Source organism: Arenibacter arenosicollis (assembly GCF_014397245.1).
In the GTDB taxonomy this organism is placed as follows: Bacteria; Bacteroidota; Bacteroidia; order Flavobacteriales; family Flavobacteriaceae; genus Arenibacter; species Arenibacter arenosicollis.
The window spans coordinates 88879-107036 of the sequence record NZ_JACLHY010000018.1 but is presented as its reverse complement, the minus strand read 5'-3'; the positions used below and the strand labels follow the sequence as shown (position 1 = coordinate 107036).

At 40.3% G+C, this 18158-nt stretch carries 13 protein-coding genes; 9 read left to right on the top strand and 4 right to left on the bottom strand.

Annotated features, from left to right (window positions below; all coding sequences use genetic code 11):
• The first annotated feature begins 1446 nt into the window (after positions 1 to 1446).
• The 4 genes from H4O18_RS16085 to H4O18_RS16070 all read left to right on the top strand — a co-directional run bounded on the left by H4O18_RS16085 (position 1447) and on the right by H4O18_RS16070 (position 8129).
• Positions 1447 to 3693 (top strand): ligand-binding sensor domain-containing protein, encoded by a 2247-nt coding sequence (locus H4O18_RS16085; protein WP_187586411.1) that lies wholly within the window; start codon positions 1447 to 1449, stop codon positions 3691 to 3693.
• Positions 3694 to 3840: 147 nt separating this feature from the next.
• Positions 3841 to 5127 carry a DUF3748 domain-containing protein gene (locus tag H4O18_RS16080; RefSeq protein WP_222942439.1) on the top strand — a complete coding sequence of 429 codons (1287 nt, stop codon included), beginning with the start codon at positions 3841 to 3843 and terminating at the stop codon, positions 5125 to 5127.
• A 10-nt stretch (positions 5128 to 5137) separates the two neighbouring features.
• On the top strand, positions 5138 to 7267 hold the full coding sequence (locus tag H4O18_RS16075; RefSeq protein WP_187586409.1) for a ligand-binding sensor domain-containing protein: 2130 nt from the start codon (positions 5138 to 5140) through the stop codon (positions 7265 to 7267).
• A gap of 46 nt (positions 7268 to 7313) precedes the next feature.
• Positions 7314 to 8129 carry a glycerophosphodiester phosphodiesterase gene (locus H4O18_RS16070; RefSeq protein ID WP_187586407.1) on the top strand — a complete coding sequence of 272 codons (816 nt, stop codon included), beginning with the start codon at positions 7314 to 7316 and terminating at the stop codon, positions 8127 to 8129.
• Positions 8130 to 8919: 790 nt separating this feature from the next.
• Here H4O18_RS16070 and H4O18_RS16065 read toward each other — a convergent pair.
• Both H4O18_RS16065 and H4O18_RS16060 read right to left on the bottom strand, forming a co-directional pair.
• Positions 8920 to 9915, bottom strand: a complete 996-nt coding sequence (locus H4O18_RS16065) for a hypothetical protein (protein ID WP_187586405.1) — start codon at positions 9913 to 9915, stop codon at positions 8920 to 8922.
• A gap of 455 nt (positions 9916 to 10370) precedes the next feature.
• Complete coding sequence (locus H4O18_RS16060) at positions 10371 to 10829, bottom strand: nuclear transport factor 2 family protein (RefSeq protein ID WP_187586403.1); 459 nt, start codon at positions 10827 to 10829, stop codon at positions 10371 to 10373.
• 109 nt (positions 10830 to 10938) lie between these two features.
• On the opposite strand from H4O18_RS16060, the gene panB reads away from it, so the two are divergent.
• The 3 genes from panB to H4O18_RS16045 all read left to right on the top strand — a co-directional run bounded on the left by panB (position 10939) and on the right by H4O18_RS16045 (position 13121).
• On the top strand, positions 10939 to 11757 hold the full coding sequence (gene panB, locus H4O18_RS16055) for a 3-methyl-2-oxobutanoate hydroxymethyltransferase (RefSeq protein ID WP_187586401.1): 819 nt from the start codon (positions 10939 to 10941) through the stop codon (positions 11755 to 11757).
• An 83-nt stretch (positions 11758 to 11840) separates the two neighbouring features.
• The gene (locus tag H4O18_RS16050; protein WP_187586399.1) at positions 11841 to 12539 is read left to right on the top strand and encodes a pseudouridine synthase; all 699 of its coding nucleotides are present in this window, start codon (positions 11841 to 11843) and stop codon (positions 12537 to 12539) included.
• A gap of 57 nt (positions 12540 to 12596) precedes the next feature.
• Positions 12597 to 13121 (top strand): DUF4252 domain-containing protein, encoded by a 525-nt coding sequence (locus H4O18_RS16045; protein ID WP_187586397.1) that lies wholly within the window; start codon positions 12597 to 12599, stop codon positions 13119 to 13121.
• Between the two features lie 5 nt (positions 13122 to 13126).
• Here H4O18_RS16045 and H4O18_RS16040 read toward each other — a convergent pair whose 3' ends face one another.
• Together H4O18_RS16040 and H4O18_RS16035 are read right to left on the bottom strand one after the other, a co-directional pair.
• A complete protein-coding gene (locus H4O18_RS16040; protein ID WP_246474338.1) occupies positions 13127 to 13987 on the bottom strand; it encodes a DMT family transporter in 861 nt (286 codons plus the stop codon).
• A 9-nt stretch (positions 13988 to 13996) separates the two neighbouring features.
• Positions 13997 to 15541 (bottom strand): hypothetical protein, encoded by a 1545-nt coding sequence (locus tag H4O18_RS16035; protein WP_187586395.1) that lies wholly within the window; start codon positions 15539 to 15541, stop codon positions 13997 to 13999.
• Positions 15542 to 15688: 147 nt separating this feature from the next.
• Between H4O18_RS16035 and H4O18_RS16030 the strand changes: the two genes are divergently transcribed.
• The gene (locus H4O18_RS16030; RefSeq protein WP_187586393.1) at positions 15689 to 16861 is read left to right on the top strand and encodes a 2-isopropylmalate synthase; all 1173 of its coding nucleotides are present in this window, start codon (positions 15689 to 15691) and stop codon (positions 16859 to 16861) included.
• 1 nt (position 16862) lies between these two features.
• Positions 16863 to 17981 (top strand): 3-isopropylmalate dehydrogenase, encoded by a 1119-nt coding sequence (gene leuB / locus H4O18_RS16025; RefSeq protein WP_187586391.1) that lies wholly within the window; start codon positions 16863 to 16865, stop codon positions 17979 to 17981.
• Positions 17982 to 18158 lie beyond the last annotated feature (177 nt).

The window sequence follows — 18158 nt, the reverse complement described above, 5'->3', positions numbered from 1 at the left end:
AGAGCCTAGAATCTAGATGCTAGACTCATTGGAAAAAACAAAATCCCCTCTTGAGAGAGCCTGTCCCGCTTTTTAGCGGGAGGTTAGGGGTATGTTTCAACCCATACTCTATCAATTGTCTTACACCTAGGATCTGGGCTTTCAAAACCCTCCGTCTTCGCTTATGGCGAAGCCACCTCCCTTCGTCACAAGGGAGGAGCCCTTGCTGCTGTCATTGTGAGTTTAACTGCCGATAGAAAGACATGTCCAGCCGTCATGCACGCGCAGCATGGCAATCTGCTTCTTAAAGTGTACAATGCTTCTGTTTGAAGTAAAGCAGTATGGAGAATCTAGAGCCTAGAATCTAGATGCTAGACTCATTGGAAAAAACAAAATCCCCTCTTGAGAGAGCCTGTCCCGCTTTTTAGCGGGAGGTTAGGGGTATGTTTCAACCCATACTCTATCAATTGTCTTACACCAAGGATCTGGGCTTTCAAAACCCTCCGTCTTCGCTTATGGCGAAGCCACCTCCCTTCGTCACAAGGGAGGAGCCCTTGCTGTTGTCATTGTGAGTTTACCTGCCGATAGGGAGGCCTGCCCGGCCGTCAGACGGGCGCAGCGCGGCAATCTGCTTCTTACAGTGTACAATGCTTATGTTTGAAGTAAAGCAGTATTGAGAATCTAGAGCCTAGAATCTAGATGCTAGACTCATTGGCAAAAAACAAAATCCCCTCTTGAGAGAGCCTGTCCCTCTTTTTAGCGGGAGGTTAGGGGTGTGTTTCAACCCATACTCTATCTATAGTCCCCTCCCAAGGCCTAGTCTTTCAATCCCTTCCGTCTCCTCCGCTACTGGCGGAGAATCCACCTTTTCCTCCCGCGGAAAACGCGGGACAGGCTTAACCAAGGGAAGGAGCCCTTAATTTCGTCATTTTAAGGGCATCACGACAACTATCGGAAGAGACCTCATAATTTATAGAGAAAATTAATAATGCTTCATTCTACTTTCCACATTAACTCATTAGTACATTGGTTCATTTCCAAATTATCAAATTGACTCATTTTCAAATTAACCTCTCTTTTCTCTTTCCTCTTTTCTCTTTTCTCTTTTCTCTTTTCTCTAGAATATGTCTTTTTCATTTTCACTCTTTGCTATTGGCTCATGGCTCTTGGCTCTTGGCTCTTAAAAGATGTTTACTTCCGGGACACCAACTTCATCAATAAACAATTTCATCCCCATTTGAATAATCGGCCACCAAAAAAATTTCAATTATTCTAACACTTTATTTCAAAAATTAATTAGAAATGAATATTAAAGGCAATATATGATGTAAATCATGTAAAATATAGGAAGTTCTATCCCTTCAAATAAGGTTTATTTGTAGAGGGCTGTAGTACCTCATTGAAGGAATACCTATTAATGTTAATATTTAGAGACTGCCTATCTATTGCAACCATAATAATAATTACATGACAAAAAGTTTTCGAAATTTAATATGGGCCGTACTCTTGGTAACCATATCTTGTTCAGATGCCCCTAAAGGTGAAACAAAAACAGCATCCTTGCCCGTTTATAAGGATGTTCCATACCTGCAGGATTATAGCATAAAATACAACAAGCAAGGGGACAAACTTATGTTGTCTCAGGTATTTATGGACCGGAACGAGGTTATACAAGTGGCTTCATCCGAGGGCATATTGCGTACCCACGACGGCCAATTCCTATATCCTGGAGTCCTTTTACAGGATAAGACCTACCGTCCGCTTACCGATAAAAATATTACGGCGATTACCATATATAAAGATCAATTTGTATACCTGGATGATAAGGCCGTACTCAGCAATGCCTGGGCCGGCAGTCTATACTTAAAACACGATTTGCCAAAAGCCAATGTTTTTGCTGCAGGAAACGATTTCGAATTTTTGATCAGTGACGGTCCAATGCTTCAATATGTTTCCAAAAACAAGAAGAACTGGACGGGAGTGCTTGACAAGGACAAGGTAAAAGCCATTAAATTCAATAAGAAAAACAGTACGTTCTGGATATTGGGAGAAAAATCCATTGCCTCCTTCAACCCAAAGGGTCAGACCCTGAAAACGGTTTTCCAAAACGGTAATTTTACCTCCTTTGCCCTATTGCATAATAAATTGATACTTACCACCTTGGATGGCTATTTAGAAGTGGATGCCACAACTGGAAAACAAATCGGGGAAAAGAAAACCAAATTGCCTTGGACAGAAATCACCTATGTCGATGTAATTGATGGCCACCTTTGGTTCGGATCCACCAAAGGGGCATTTATGCTCAAGAAAGACGGAAAATTTGATTACTACTATGGAAAACGCTGGTTGCCTAGCAACAATGTAATACACATATCCAAAGGTACAGATGGTTCTATCCTAATATTGACCGATGCCGGCCTGGGACAAATAGTATATGAGGAAATGACCTTGTTCGACAAGGCCCAATACTATGAAAAACAAGTGCGCAACAGACATATCCGACTTGGTTTTAATGCAACCTTGGTGGATATGGACAATGGCAATTTTGATACAGGGCGACTTTCAGATTCCGATAACGACGGACTTTGGACTACCATGTACCTAGCGGGTGAGGTATTCCGTTATGCAGTGACCAAATCGGAAGATGCCCTTCAGAACTGTAGGGAAGCTATGGATGCCATGGAGAGATTGTTCAGCATTAACCCGGTACCGGGCTTTCCTTCCAGATCCTTTGAAAGAAGTGGTTATAAAGAGCGCTTGCATGACCCGGAAAGATGGCAACATTCCGATGACCCAGAATGGGATTGGAAATCTACCACCAGTAGTGATGAGGCCATTGGGCACATTTTTGCCTATGGTGCCATGGCCGAACTTATGGACAACGATCTTAAAGATCGCGCCATTGTTTTAATAGACACCCTTATGAGCCATATTGTAAGAAATGATCTGTATATGGTTGATTTTGATGGGAAACCTACCACATGGGGCCGATGGAATCCAGAATATGTAAATGCCCGACCAAAGATGGTAGGCGATAGAAAAATAAATGCTTCCAATATTATAGGAATGTTGCAAACGGCCTATCATTTTACCGGCAAGGAAAAATACAAGGAAAAAGCCTTCGATCTAATGGATAATCACGGCTATTTGGACAACCTGATGTGGCCTATGAAAGATGTGGCCAAAGCTCCGGATGATGCAGATGATTGGAGCAAGATGTTGTCCGAATCCTGGAACCATTCCGATGATGAAATGTACTTTATAGGGTACTGGGGCCTTTACAAATATGCCTTTAACGACACCCTGAAAACAAAATTTAAAGACGCTATAATTGATCATTGGGAAATAGAAAGGCCAGAAAAAGAAGGGGCATGGAATATTATGACGGCCCTTACCGGAACTCAGGAATTCGATTTGGAAGAGGCCGCCTGGTACCTTAGGGAACACCCCATGGATATGGTTTCCTGGAACATTATGAACAGCCATAGAAAAGATGTCACCTTCTTGGAACCTAATTTTAGGGAGCAGACCCTTAGTGAAGTGCTGCCTCCGGACGAAAGACCGGTTCAACGCCATAATGCCAATATGTTTAGATTGGACAGAAACTACGCAAAGGACGGTTCCGAAGAGTTTTCTGCCGGGGATATCTGGCTGTTACCCTATTGGATGGGACGATATTTGGGGGTTATCAGTGCTCCTGAAAAAAATAACTAAAGAATAGAATTTAAAATATTAACAACCTAAGTAAGTAGTATGGATTTTACAAAAAAGCCTATGAAGTTTAAATTTGAAAATAGACCTATGCTCCTATTATTCGTGACTCCCATACTATTTAGTGCTTGTGGACAAAATAATTTTAAAATGGAAAAGCAAAGAACCCAAGACCTAACTTATAACCATGATCTGGACAGCAATGATAACTTTTCTCCAGATGATGAATGGCTGGTCTATGATACACGAACTGAAAAAGGTGGCATTGGCGGCAATGGAAAAATAGAAAAGATACATCTTAAAACCGGCGAAAAAGTGGTTTTATATGAACTGGAACAAAACCAGGCCTATGGCCCGGGAGTTGGCGCGGTAAGTTATAGCCATGCCAATAATGAGGTAGTATTTATACATGGGCTAATGAATTGCTCCGAAGAGAAACCTTACGAGCAATGGCGTAGATCTGGAGTAATTATAAAGGATGACAAACCCGGAGAGCCCATTTTTATGGATGCCAGGGACATCTCCCCTCCGTTTACGGTAGGAGCTCTCAGAGGAGGAACCCACCGTCATGAATATAGCGGCGACGGTCAATGGATAGGCTTTACCTACAATGATGCCATTATGAAGAAATTGGAAGACTCTACCGGTGTAACACATAATCTAAGAACCATAGGGGTATCCAAAAATCATCAACCGGTAACTGTTGCCGAATCCCCCGACGGTGAAAATTTTTCCGGGGAATGGTTCAGTGCCCTCGTGGTAAAAGTAGTGCCAGACCCAAATCCGGGGTCCGATGAAATTAGCAAAGCGGCCGGAGATAGTTGGGTGGGACATTCCGGTTACCTGAAATCCGATGGCGGTACCCAAAGGGCAAGGGCCTTTATTGGGACAACCACCAACAAAGAAGGAGAGCAGGTAGATGAAGTTTATATCGTGGACATCCCGGAAGATATCACCATTCCTGGAGACGGTGCTTTGGAAGGAACGGAAACCACCATGCCAGCCCCTCCAAAAGGAACTCAGCAACGCAGGCTTACCTATACGACCAATAACAAGTATCCAGGGTGCGAAGGTATTGTCCGTTCCTCTTATGGAGGAAGTATGCTAGCTTATTTGGCCCAGGATGACCATAACATAAAACAAATATTCACCATCTCCCCTTGGGGAGGCGAACCCGTACAACGGACCTTTCATGACTCGGATGTACAAGGAGGGGTACGCTGGCACCCTAAAGAGCATCGCTTAATCTATGTTTGGCAAAATTCTTTGATGGGGTTAAATATCGAAGGCGGAAAAAATACTGTCTTAACGAAACCAACGCAAAATCCACCTAAAAACCCGGTTTGGTCGCACGATGGGCGTAAAATAGCCTATAACCGTATGGTTTCCAACAATGGAGAAACACCAACCATGCAGATTTTTGTCTTGGAACTATAACTTAACGAACATGAGATCAAAACTATTTCTAGTACTCTTTATAATTCATTTTTCCTTTGGTACTTATGCACAGGAAACCAAGTTTTATCAGGACATAGCCGTTATACATGGGAATGCTGAAGGGCTTCCCCAGGGAAACATCGATCTCATACAAATAATCAATAATACGCCAATTGCAACAACCTCCTCGGGACAATTTGAATGGAAGGATTCCAAATGGTCCTCCAAAAACATAGCTTCAAAATCTGTTGCCTCTCCTAGTTTTAAGGGGCTACCTGAAAATTCCGGTAAGGTCCTGAGCTGGGCAACTTATGGCAATACCACCTATGTGGGTTGTGAAAATGGACTATATCTAAAAACTGGAAAAAACAAATGGCAACAGGAACTCCCCTATGACGAGAATTATAGTTGGGCCCTGAAAGAGGTTGCCGCCTTGACGGTAGACTCCAATAACCGTCTGTGGTTTGGTTCCAAGGAAGGTATTGGTCGCTTGGATAAGGGCAACTGGAAACTGTATACCGGTAAAGAAGGAGTTCCCTACAATCATTTTACCTCTGCGGCTTCCGGCCAAAATGGGCAAGTCTGGTTTGGTACCAAAAATGGAGCCTTCAGGATAGAAAACGACAATTTTTTCTACCGATCCAGCCGTAGATGGTTACCGGATAACCATGTAAACGATATTGCCGTGGATTTGGAAGACACGGCTTGGATCGCCACCAAGAACGGCCTTGCCCAAATTATTTCAAAGGAAATGACCTATGCCGAAAAAGCGACCCATTTTACAAAACAGGTAGAGGAAAGACACAACAGGATGGGCTTTATTTGTCAGAACCATCTTTCGGAACAATTCAATATCAATACCAGCCAATTGGCCATCTCGGACAATGACGGACAGTACACTGCCATGTACGGCGCGGCCCAAGCATTTAGATACGCACTCACTAAAGATCCAGAGGCCCGCGAATTGGCCAATAGAAGTTTTTATGCCTTAAAATGGTTGGTAGACATCACCTATGAACCCGGATTTCCTGCCAGGGTCATCATACCTGTAGATTGGCATGAACCTGTTAATGAGCAATACAATAGGGAATACAATCGCCGAAATCAGGCAAAAGACCCCTTTTGGAAAGATATTTTTCCCCGTTTCCCCCTCAGTGATGACGGTAACTATAGATGGAAATGCGATACAAGCTCTGATGAGTTGGCGGGGCATTATTTTTATTATGGTATATACCACGATTTAATTGCGGAGACCAAAGAAGAGAAAGAGGCCGTTAAACAAGTGGTCGCCGATGTAACCGACCACCTTATTCGGCACGGTTTCAAATTGGTGGATTACGACAAAAAACCAACCCGTTGGGGGAGTTTTGATCCTGACTATTTTAATTCTATTTGGGGCTGGGATCAACGCGGACTAAATGCCATGATGATGCTTTCCTTTTTAAATGTCGCCTCCCATGTCACCGGAGACCCTATTTATGAAGAAGTGGCCGAAAAGCTGCGCGAAGAGGAAAATTATGATATCTACGCCATGCATGCCAAAGAATTTTTTCCACCTGAAAATGCTGTTCCTTGGGACAACAACCTGGGCCTAATGAGTCTATATGGCCTGATAAATTACGAACAGAATCCGGAAAGGTTACTTATGTACCGTATTGCCCTGGAAAATGCCTGGTTACATATAAGCAAACAGAAAAACGCCTTTTGGGACGGACTCTACGGTGCTATGGCCGGTTTTTTTAACCAAAAAGTGGATGAAGGTTTTTTTAAGCCCGAAGAGTTGTTTATTGAAAATCCATTATTTGCCAAAGCTACCATTGACAGGTATTACAAAAGTAGTTTGGATACCAAATACATGACGGAAACTTTACAGCGAATTCCCTTGGATCTAATAGGCTATGATATGGACAACACCCACCGATTGGATGTTTTACTGGATCCTACACCGGGACAGGCATCAGGTATGGGCTGGGGCAATGACACCTATGCCCTTCCAATAGATGAAAGGGGTCATGTAAGATTGGATAGGGATGCCTTTGTTCTTCACGATAACGAAGGTAATGGTTACGCGGAGCACGAAGGTACATTTTATCTCCTGCCCTATTACTTGGCCACATACCATAAGCTAATTGCACCTTAGCCTGCAATAAAGGAGTTGTACCGAATTACTTATTATGATATAGCAAATGCATAGGTATTTTAAAATAGTATTGTCCATCGTCCTTATAGCCTCTTTAAAGAGCTTTGCACAATACGGACTGCCAAAACCAAAAAATGGCAACACCTATGTTATAGCCCATAGAGGAGAACATAACGGGATTCCGGAAAATTCACTGGCGGCGTATCAAAAAGCCATAGATCTGGGATGTGATTTCGTTGAAATTGCTGTTAGGACCACCAAGGATGGTGAATTTGTAAGTGTCCACAATGCTACCATAGATGCCTATGTGATAGGGACATCTGGAAAGGTAAGCGATCTTACCTTGTCCCAATTACGCGCTCTGGATATAGGAATAAAATTGGACGAAAAATGGCGTAACACCAAAATACCCACCTTTGAGGAAATCTTGGCGCTATGCCAAGGAAAAATCGGTATATATCTAGACCTAAAGGAGGCAGACCCCAAGGCTTTGATATCAATAATAAAAAACTATGGCATGCAGGAAGCCATAGTTTGGTATATCTCCGCAAAGGACCATAAATCACTAACAGATATTGGAACTAATTGTCCAGAATGCTTAATAATGCCAGATCCGGGTAATAAAAGAAATATCCAAAGGGTACTTAACGCTTATGCACCTAAAATTATGGCATCCGATATGGGCCATATATCCAAATCCTTTGTGAAAAAACTACATGCAAATAATGTCAAGGTATTTGTGGACGATGACGGGGATAACGAACAGCAGTGGCAAATGCTTCTTGATCTTGGCGTCGATGGCATACAGACCGATTCACCGGAAAAGTTGATCAAATTTATATCAGCTACCAAAAGCCAATAACTACAATTAAACGTAGGATCAATCTCAAAAGTTGTATTTGAATTATTAAAAGATAGAATAAGCTATCCTAGAGTTCTTGTTTTGTTCCGTTAACCCTTATTTTCAATAAATCATTGTCGGTTACTGAATACCGTTGAACATTGTCTTCAAAGTGCCTTGTTAGGTCGATCTTCTTCCGTTGTGGAGATGGCATGGCCGTAAAGAATTATTGAAGCCTTGGAAATAATTTAGGCCATGGCATCGGTCCATGAAATCCCAAGATTTTATGGACCACCTAGCGAAGAAGGGTCTTTTCTCCTGCCTGCCGGCAGGCAGGTTTGTTTCGTTTTATTCATTGCCTGTTTATTTAGGAATAAGGTATTTATTAACCTCCTGCGTCGGTTTCATTGGACAGCAGAGAAATCGAAGATTCACGAAAACCGTTTAAAAACAATAAAAAACACTTAAGTAAAATGAAAGAAGGCGGTTATATCAACCTTCTGGGTCGGTTTCATTGGACAACAAAGAAACCGAAGGTTCATGACTACCTTGAAATAACTAGTAGAAATCAATGAACTAAATCGAAGATTCACGAAATCCGATAAAAAGCAATAAAAACCACTTGAGTAAGTTGAAAGAATAAGGTATTAATAAATTCTTCATTTACGATTGACAATAATTTTTGCATGAACACAACAATCGATCACGATGCGATCGTCGCCTTCTATCCTTCTGGCTATGCTCTTATTATTACAGTTTGCTTTCATTTTGCAAATGGCAATTTCTTTAAAATTACCCATGTAACTTTGGATCAATCCTTAATTACGGCCTTCGCCTTATCTTTTATCTTACCTATCAATGATTTTTTGGCCTTTATGCCTTCATCCGTACCTACATTATCCTGTTGCGGAGTAGTTGCGGTGTTAACCTCAGTAGTACTGTTTTCCGCTACAGCGGTTGTTGGCATGGGCGCAGTGTTGTTATTCTCCTTTGATGCAGAACTGTTTACGGACATCTTTGTTTTAACCGTGGCAATAATTTCACCATTGAGCCATTCCTTAACAAAAGCGGTAAAAACATCATTTACCTCCTTCCCTGCCCTGTAGCAAGCTTTCCATTGTAGACTTTTCTTTTCATAGGCCGGATTTACAAATTTTCGAATTTTATAATTATCCGGCTCAGTAAGTTTGGCGCTGAAATCCACTGTACCTGCCAATGCCAAGTATTCCTGCAATCTTCTTTTGACCAAAACTTCCGGATTCGCAGGAAAGGACTGTTCCCATAAATCCTTATTTGGAAATTGTTTCTTGGATTCCTCCATTATACCGTTGATACTGGCTTGGGTCTCGTCCCTTAGTTTTTTCTGCTCTGCAACGTAGGCCTTGTCATTAGGGTAATTCTCAATATTTGAATTTATGACCTTAAGATCCTTTTTCAAGGAGGTCAAACCAACACCATTCGAGTTGGTCAAAGGCATGGCATCTTCCCTAAGCTCATTATATGACGCCATAAATTCCTCACTGTTGATATAAGTTTTGATATAGACACATAACTCTTCCGCCGCCCCGGTTTTATCCCCGGAAATTATTGAAGGCAATAATTTGGCATAAGGTACTTTAAAGGAATTATTGCCAACTCCATTATTCATAGGACCTGAATCAAATCTCCCAACAAAATTGCCAAGAATACTATATTGTGCATATTTGGCATCCATTCCCAATTTCGCGACTATATCGTTTACTAAATTAATAGCAGATATAGACAATAATCCCAACACGGTAATTAGTAATACAATTTTTGTTTTCATTGTTTTTCATATTGGTTAAACACCTAATTTTCAATACTTATTTTTGGCAGCTATATAAGTTCCTTAATCTGACCACTGGATTTGCTACCTTATTCTATTTTCCGAAACTGACCTTTAAGTATGTTAAAAGTCCATATAAATTCCACTTCCCACAATCCCCTAAAAACAGGATTTTTTTATCACATTATATATATTTAAGGACGACATTTAATACGGGAGATTTCTGCCTGCATATCTTCCTGAACGAAAAGGGTATTTTCAAAAACTTGGGAAGAAGCCATTGACAATAATCAAAGCGAATATGGAAATTGGTCCAAGGAGTTGGGGCCAAGAAATATCTTCAAATTTTACAGGAAGGTATTTTAATTTTGACTTGGTATGGGTAAATAGGAATCCATAACCCATGGTTTATGAAATATTTAGGTTGAATAAATTTCAGTTCCCCATAGCAAGCTTTAATTGCAACCTACTTTCCTTCTGGTATCGATCAAATAAATAATTTTCCAGCTACCCTGTTGGTTGAAGAGTTGAAAGGAATTTACGCCGCAATGGCTTAAGCCATCATTCACCCAAAATTCGTAGGTCGTCCATGCATTCGCCATGGAGCCATCAATTTGAATATTATAATTCAGGATTCTTTCTTCAAATTTTGTCGTGGACGGAATGGACACTATCGATTTTAGAAAGTGCCCGAAATTTTCAGTTTTCACTTCCTCGGTACCCTCGGCATTTTTTCCAATGGTCTGCATCACAATATTCTTGGAAACCGTTTCCTTTATGGCCATTGAATCCTGTTCATGAAAGGCCTTAAAAAAAGCATCAATGGTGTTTTTCACCAACTCCTCTCCTCCATTCTGAGCATGCATAGCAGAGGCGAACATAAAGAACAAAATGATTGACCAAATTTTATTCATTTGAAATGCATTTAGAAGTCAATTAAAAATAATCAAAAAAAACAAAAGGTTGAAACAACTTTAATTTTTGGAACAAATCATTACTTTTATCCCACCAAAACCGAAATAAATGTCCACTGCCAAAAAAGAATACAAAAGAGTTACTGTAAAATCTCTCGTTGATATGAAAAAGAACGGAGAGAAAATATCCATGTTAACGGCTTATGATTATTCTATGGCCAAAATTGTCGACGCTGCCAACGTAGATGTAATATTAGTGGGCGATTCTGCCAGTAATGTGATGGCCGGACATGAAACTACCTTGCCTATTACCTTAGATCAAATGATTTACCACGCCTCTTCTGTAATTCGTGCAGTAAATCGTGCCCTGGTAGTTGTTGACATACCCTTTGGAAGTTATCAGAGTGATCCCAAAGAGGCCTTGCGGTCTGCCATACGGATCATGAAAGAAAGTGGCGCCCATGCTGTAAAAGTTGAAGGTGGACAGGAAATCAAGGAATCGGTCAAAAGAATTTTGAATGCAGGTATCCCGGTAATGGGCCATTTGGGCCTAACACCACAATCCATTTACAAATTTGGTACCTATACGGTCAGGGCAAAAGAGGAAGATGAAGCCAGTAAACTAATCGCAGATGCCAAACTTTTGGAGAAAATGGGCTGTTTTAGTATTGTCCTTGAAAAAATTCCCGCCAAGTTGGCCAAGGAAGTTGCAGAAAGCGTCTCTATTCCTATTATAGGTATTGGAGCAGGAAATGGTGTAGACGGTCAAGTGTTGGTGATACACGACCTATTGGGAATTACACAAGAATTTAATCCGAGATTCCTAAGGAGATACCTTAACTTATACGAAGAAATGGGCAATGCCATTTCAAAATATGTCGATGACGTAAAAACCAGGGATTTCCCAAGTGACGAGGAGCAATATTAAACGGGTTTAATAGTATCCCCTATAATTTATGCCATTTCTTTTAGCGATTTTGGCCTTTGAACTAGAAAATTAATTCAACCTAAGTGTCCACAAAAATAATTTCTACCCCAGAGAATCTTCAGGTCATATATGAAGACAATCACCTTATAGCCGTTAACAAAAGGGCAGGCGATATAGTACAAGGGGATAAAACAGTGGACACTCCACTGAGCGAGGTTGTAAAACAATATATTAAAACAAAGCACAACAAACCCGGTAACGTATATTTGGGGGTAGCCCACCGCTTGGATAGACCAACCACAGGTATCGTAGTCTTTGCCAAAACCTCAAAAGCCTTACCCAGACTAAACAAATTGTTTGCTGAAAAGGATGCCCAAAAAACCTACTGGGCCGTGGTCAATAAATTGCCCGAAAAGGAAAATGATACCTTGGTCCATTGGTTAAAGCGAAATACAAAACAAAACAAATCCTACGGCCATAAAAATGAAGTTCCTGATAGCAAAAAGGCCATTTTGGACTATAAGGTCATTAAGAGCCTGGATCGTTATTTTTTATTGGAAATTGATTTGAAAACGGGTAGGCACCATCAAATAAGAGCACAACTGGCAGCCATAGGGTGCGCCATTAAGGGTGATTTAAAATATGGATCGGACCGAAGCAATAAAGATGGAAGTATCCACTTGCACGCAAGAAGACTTTCCTTTGTTCACCCCGTAAAAAAAGAAATGCTACAACTTATCGCCCCTCCTCCAGAGGACAGTGTATGGAATGCATGTACGTAATTTTTTCACTACATTTACAAGTGGCACATTCCTAATGCCAACATAAAATTTATATCCATGGGCAAGACAACACTATTTATTCTGAGTATGATGTTATTGGTTTCTTGTGGAAGTTACAATTCCATAGATACCTTTTACGACGCCCATAAAAATGACAGCCAGGTTACCGCCATCCGTGTACCCCATTTTATGATATCGCTTTTAAGCAATATTTCCCCGGAAATAAATACATTGATAGGAGATACCAAAGATTTGAGGTATATGCAGTTTCCCGTAGAGACTCCTGCAAAGGCCGATTTCCTGAACAAACAAATGAACGATATTACTGGAAATTCCTTTATCGAGATTTTTCGTAAAAATGATGATTTAAAACGTTCCGTGGTTTCCGTAAGGGAGCGCAAAAATTCTGTCAAGGAAATTTTAATATTCAACAACAATAATAAAACCGGATCATTCCTGTATTTTAATGGTGATTTTGACCCAGTTAAAGTACGGGCAATGGCAAAAAACAATGAGTTTGAAAAACTTACCGAAAGCTTGGTAAAGGAATATAATCCAAATACTCCCTCTATAAATAACTAGTATATTTATTTGTAAGACCGCACGCTCTCTATCACCACAGAACTTAAAATTAGTATACCGCCCATAACCGTAGTCCAGCTAGGAATTTCCGATAGAAAAACTATACCGATCAATATCCCATATATAGGTTGTATACTACTTAAAATACTCACCGTAGTAATGCTAAAGTGTTTAAAACAATTTAGGAACAAGGTGTGCCCAATGGCTGTGGTGAACAAGGCCAAGGTTAACAGTGCCGGCCATTGATCACTTATGGCTTCAATATTATACATAAAAAATACAGGGGCCAAAATAAATCCCACTATGCCCGTTTGATAGGTCATCATCATGGAACCATTGTAATGTGCCGCTCTGGACTTTAATATAATATTCCTAAGAGCGTATGCCACAGCCGAAAAAACACCAAGGCCCACGGCAATAATATGGGAATTGCCCGAATCAAAATCCGGTGCCAACAAATAAATTCCGCCCAATACCAATAGCCCCAAAACAAAATGAATTCTTTGGAAAGACGTTTTTAATATCAACGGTTCCAATAAGGCCGTTATTATAGGATAGGTAAACATGGATAGCATACCTATGGCGACATTGGAAAACTGCAGGGCATAAAAATAGGTCAACCAGTGAACCCCCATCAAAATTCCACCTAAAAAAAGTACCGGCCTATCCCTTTTCTCGATATGGAACGATATTTTTTTCCATTTACAGTAGAGCATCAAAAACAAAAATGCCAATCCTGCCCTACTGGCTATGGTCACCGGTACCGGTAATTGAACATATCTTCCCAGAGCTCCGGAAGTACTAATAAATAACATGGCCAGATTAATCTCTAGCAGATGGTTTATGTGTAAGCTTTTACTTTTCAAGAATAAATTTTATCGGGTAACGGACAAGGCCTTTTCTTTTATAATCTGTGCTACAGGTTTATTTTGCAAATGACTTTCCAGCCAAGAGATTATATCCAGGTATAAAAAGGCACGTTTTTCATAGGGATGGTTTTCGTATTTCCTTAATTCATCATACAACTTCTGAAATTCATTGGGCAGCTCGTGTGGAAAGATATCGCCCAAACGTCTTAAAAATTTGATCATTTCCTTTTGTACGGCATGTAAATCGTTCATTTTTAACAAGAACTTATAGGTACTTTTCAATTGCACTTCCAAGTGATAGTCCATACCGGCTTCATAATGGGCTATTAGGCTTAAAACACGGGCAAAGCACATTAGGTCTTCACGCATTTTAAGGTTCTTATTATTAATGATTCGCTTTAAATATTGGATACAGGTCTTGTTGTCCCCGATTCCAAAATATAGACATGCAATCTTATAGTACAATACCATTACGTGATGCTGGTCTATCCTATCCTTATGTTTATTTATACCGTATTCTACAATTTTGACCAAATAAAGGCCCTTTTCAAAATTACCTTCCAAAAAATGAAGGTTCAGTTTGTTTAAATTGATATATAAAAATGCCAAGGACGCTATATTGTCATTGTCAGGAAATTCCTTACTCTCGACAATTTTTTCCAATTTCTCCAAAGTTTCCTTGAATTGGGAGCTATATTTTACATAAAATAAAGATTCCAACAAATAATGGTTACCCTTTAAAAAGAATACAGGGTTGAGATAGATCATTTCCTTATTTTCATAAAAAAGATCTACCCATTTACTGGAATATTTATAACAGGATAAAAAATCCTGGGTTAGAAAGCTGTACCAGAGATGTGCTTTGTAAAGCCAAAGTTTTTCCCTAAAGCCCAGGTCTTCTATTTTATATTTTGGAAGGTGTTTTTCAAAATATTTCTGCACTCTTTTAAAATCCTCATCACTCCGTACATAGCCTATTTTAAGCATTTGTCCATACAACTGCAGTGCTAGGTTGGATAATTTACTGGTAATTACGTTTTGGGCCGAAAGATGCTTGGCCTGTACGGCCAGTTCATCTGCCCTATCCGGGATACTACGGGTAATATACTGGGTCTCGATCAACTTTTCAAATTCCACAATTTCATAGGCCACGTTCTTCTCCTCATTCTCAATGGCGGTAGCCTTGGCCTTATCCAATATTTTAAGGCTTTGCTTATACAGCCCCTTTTGGTACAGAATGGTAGCAAAATCCAATTGTTCCCGTATCTGTACCCTAATATTTTGATTCACGGGGTTTAACCTTAGACTCACCAAAATTTGTTTGTACAAGTGGGCCTTAAGGTTAGACAGCTGTGCCTTCTTAACAATACCATTTTCCAGTATTAATTTTTCATCATATACTTTAATTTTGTCCATTAAATTAAAAAGAGCAAGAAATTTGGCATCGGTATTCACCCCCAAGCGCCCAACATACAATTTAAATTGTCGCTTCTCTGACTTGGATAATGATTTAACCAGAACGAATAATGCATCTTTATGCGCATTTGTCATCGTAATAAAAAAGGTTTATATAATTGATATTCAGTGATTTATATACTACAAAAAGTTATTTAACGTTGTAAATGCCATTTTGCGATTTGGACTAGGAAACTTACTAGTACTATATTCGTATAGCGCACATAAAATTACGTAAATATAATGAGCAAAGAAAAGGTACATATTTTTGACACAACACTTAGAGATGGAGAGCAAGTACCCGGATGTAAATTGGATACTGACCAAAAATTAATTATCGCCGAAAGATTGGATGTTTTGGGTGTGGATATTATAGAAGCTGGTTTTCCAATTTCTAGTCCCGGGGATTTTAATTCTGTACAAGAGATTTCAAAAATTGTAAAAAATGCAACGGTATGTGGTCTTACACGTGCTGTTAAAAGAGATATTGAAGTTGCAGCAGAGGCTTTAAAATATGCCAAAAGACCAAGAATACATACAGGTATCGGTACTTCGGAATCCCATATAAAGTTCAAGTTCAATTCCAATAAGGATGCCATCATAGAACGTGCAGTTGAGGCTGTTAGTTATGCCAAATCCTTTGTTGAGGATGTGGAGTTTTACGCTGAGGATGCCGGTAGAACGGATAACGAATTTTTGGCGAGAGTATGTGAGGCCGTTATAAAGGCCGGTGCAACGGTATTGAATATTCCGGACACAACAGGCTATTGTCTGCCTGATGAATACGGGGCCAAAATAAAATACCTGAAGGAAAACGTAACTGGTATACACAAAGCTATTTTATCCTGTCATTGTCATAATGACCTTGGATTGGCAACCGCTAACTCCATAGCTGGTGTAATAAATGGTGCCAGACAAATTGAATGTACTATCAATGGTATTGGAGAACGGGCCGGGAACACTGCCCTAGAGGAAGTGGTAATGATCTTAAGACAACATCCTACCCTGAACCTGGATACCAATATAAATAGTAAATTGTTATATGATACCAGTCAGATGGTCTCCCAAAAAATGGGCGTATATGTGCAACCCAATAAAGCTATTGTGGGCGCCAATGCTTTTGCCCATAGCTCGGGAATACATCAAGACGGGGTAATAAAAAATAGGGAAACTTATGAAATTATAGACCCGGCAGATGTAGGTGTCAACGAATCCTCCATTGTTCTTACCGCCAGAAGTGGTAGGGCGGCATTGGCTTATAGGGCTAAAAATGTTGGATACGAACTAACTAAGATTCAACTTGATGTAGTTTATCAGGAATTTTTGAAATTTGCGGATAAACAAAAAGAAATTTTTGACGAGGACATCCACGATATTATTGTTGCCAGTGGTATTAAAATAAAAAGCATAGCTTAAAATGAATCTAAAGATTGCTCTTTTAGGGGGAGATGGAATTGGTCCCGAGGTTTTGGCTCAGTCTGTAAAGTGTTTACAGGCCGTTGAAGAGACCTTCAACCATCATTTTACCTATACTGAAGGGTTAATTGGTGCTGTTGCGATGGATAAATATGGCTCCCCTTTACCTAAGGAGACCATTGACCTATGCAGGGCTTCGGATGCTATTCTTTTTGGCACCATAGGTACTTTAAAATATGATGACAACCCCAGTGCGAGAGTACGTCCCGAACAGGGGTTGCTTCAACTGAGACGGGAGTTGAACCTTTTCACGAATATTAGACCTGTGAAGGTTTTTCCAACATTGGTCAATAAATCCCCCTTAAAGAAGCATGTTATTTTTGGAACGGATTTCGTAATCTATCGTGAACTTACAGGAGGTATCTATTTCGGTGAAAAAAAACTGAGTGCAGACGGTACTGTTGCTTCCGACTTATGTGAGTACTCGGAAAAAGAGATCAGCAGAATTACCCATTTGGCGTTTAAGGCCGCCAAGAGTAGACGAAAAAAACTGACCTTGGTAGACAAAGCCAATGTATTGGAGACCTCTAGGCTTTGGCGTAAAGTGGTCACCAGAATTTCCGAAAGCTATCCGGAAGTACAGTTGGATTTTCTCTTTGTGGATAATGCCGCGATGCAAATGATGCTGAACCCCAACGAATTTGATGTTATTCTGACCGACAATATGTTCGGGGATATACTTTCTGACCAAGGAAGTGCCATTTGTGGGTCCAAGGGATTACTGCCTTCGGCCTCAATAGGTAATGAACATGCCATGTTTGAACCTTTTCACGGTTCTTACCCCCAGGCAGCAGGAAAAAATATTGCCAATCCAGTAGCCTCCATTCTTTCTACCGCCATGATGCTGAGCCATTTTGGCTTATATGAAGAGTCTAGGGCAGTTGTTGTAGCAGTGGACAAGTCTATGAGAAAACATGTGGTTACCAAGGATTTAAGTGCTACCACCAAATACGGTACTAGCCAGGTAGGCGATTTTATAGCTGGCAATATTATAGATTCTGATGACAATCTAAATTATAATTACGAAAACATAGGATTGGGAAAATCAACTATCATTTAATTTCCCTCAAGGGCAGTCGTCATTTCACCTCACCCAAGTACTTTCCAAAATAGTAGTTCTGATTACTTTACTTCGTCTGTGCTAAGCACTGGAATGAGAAATAGGGCACTCTGACCCAAAGGGCCATGGATGTTGGGATAGAAACCATATCCGCTTCAGGTTCCAACACCCCTTATT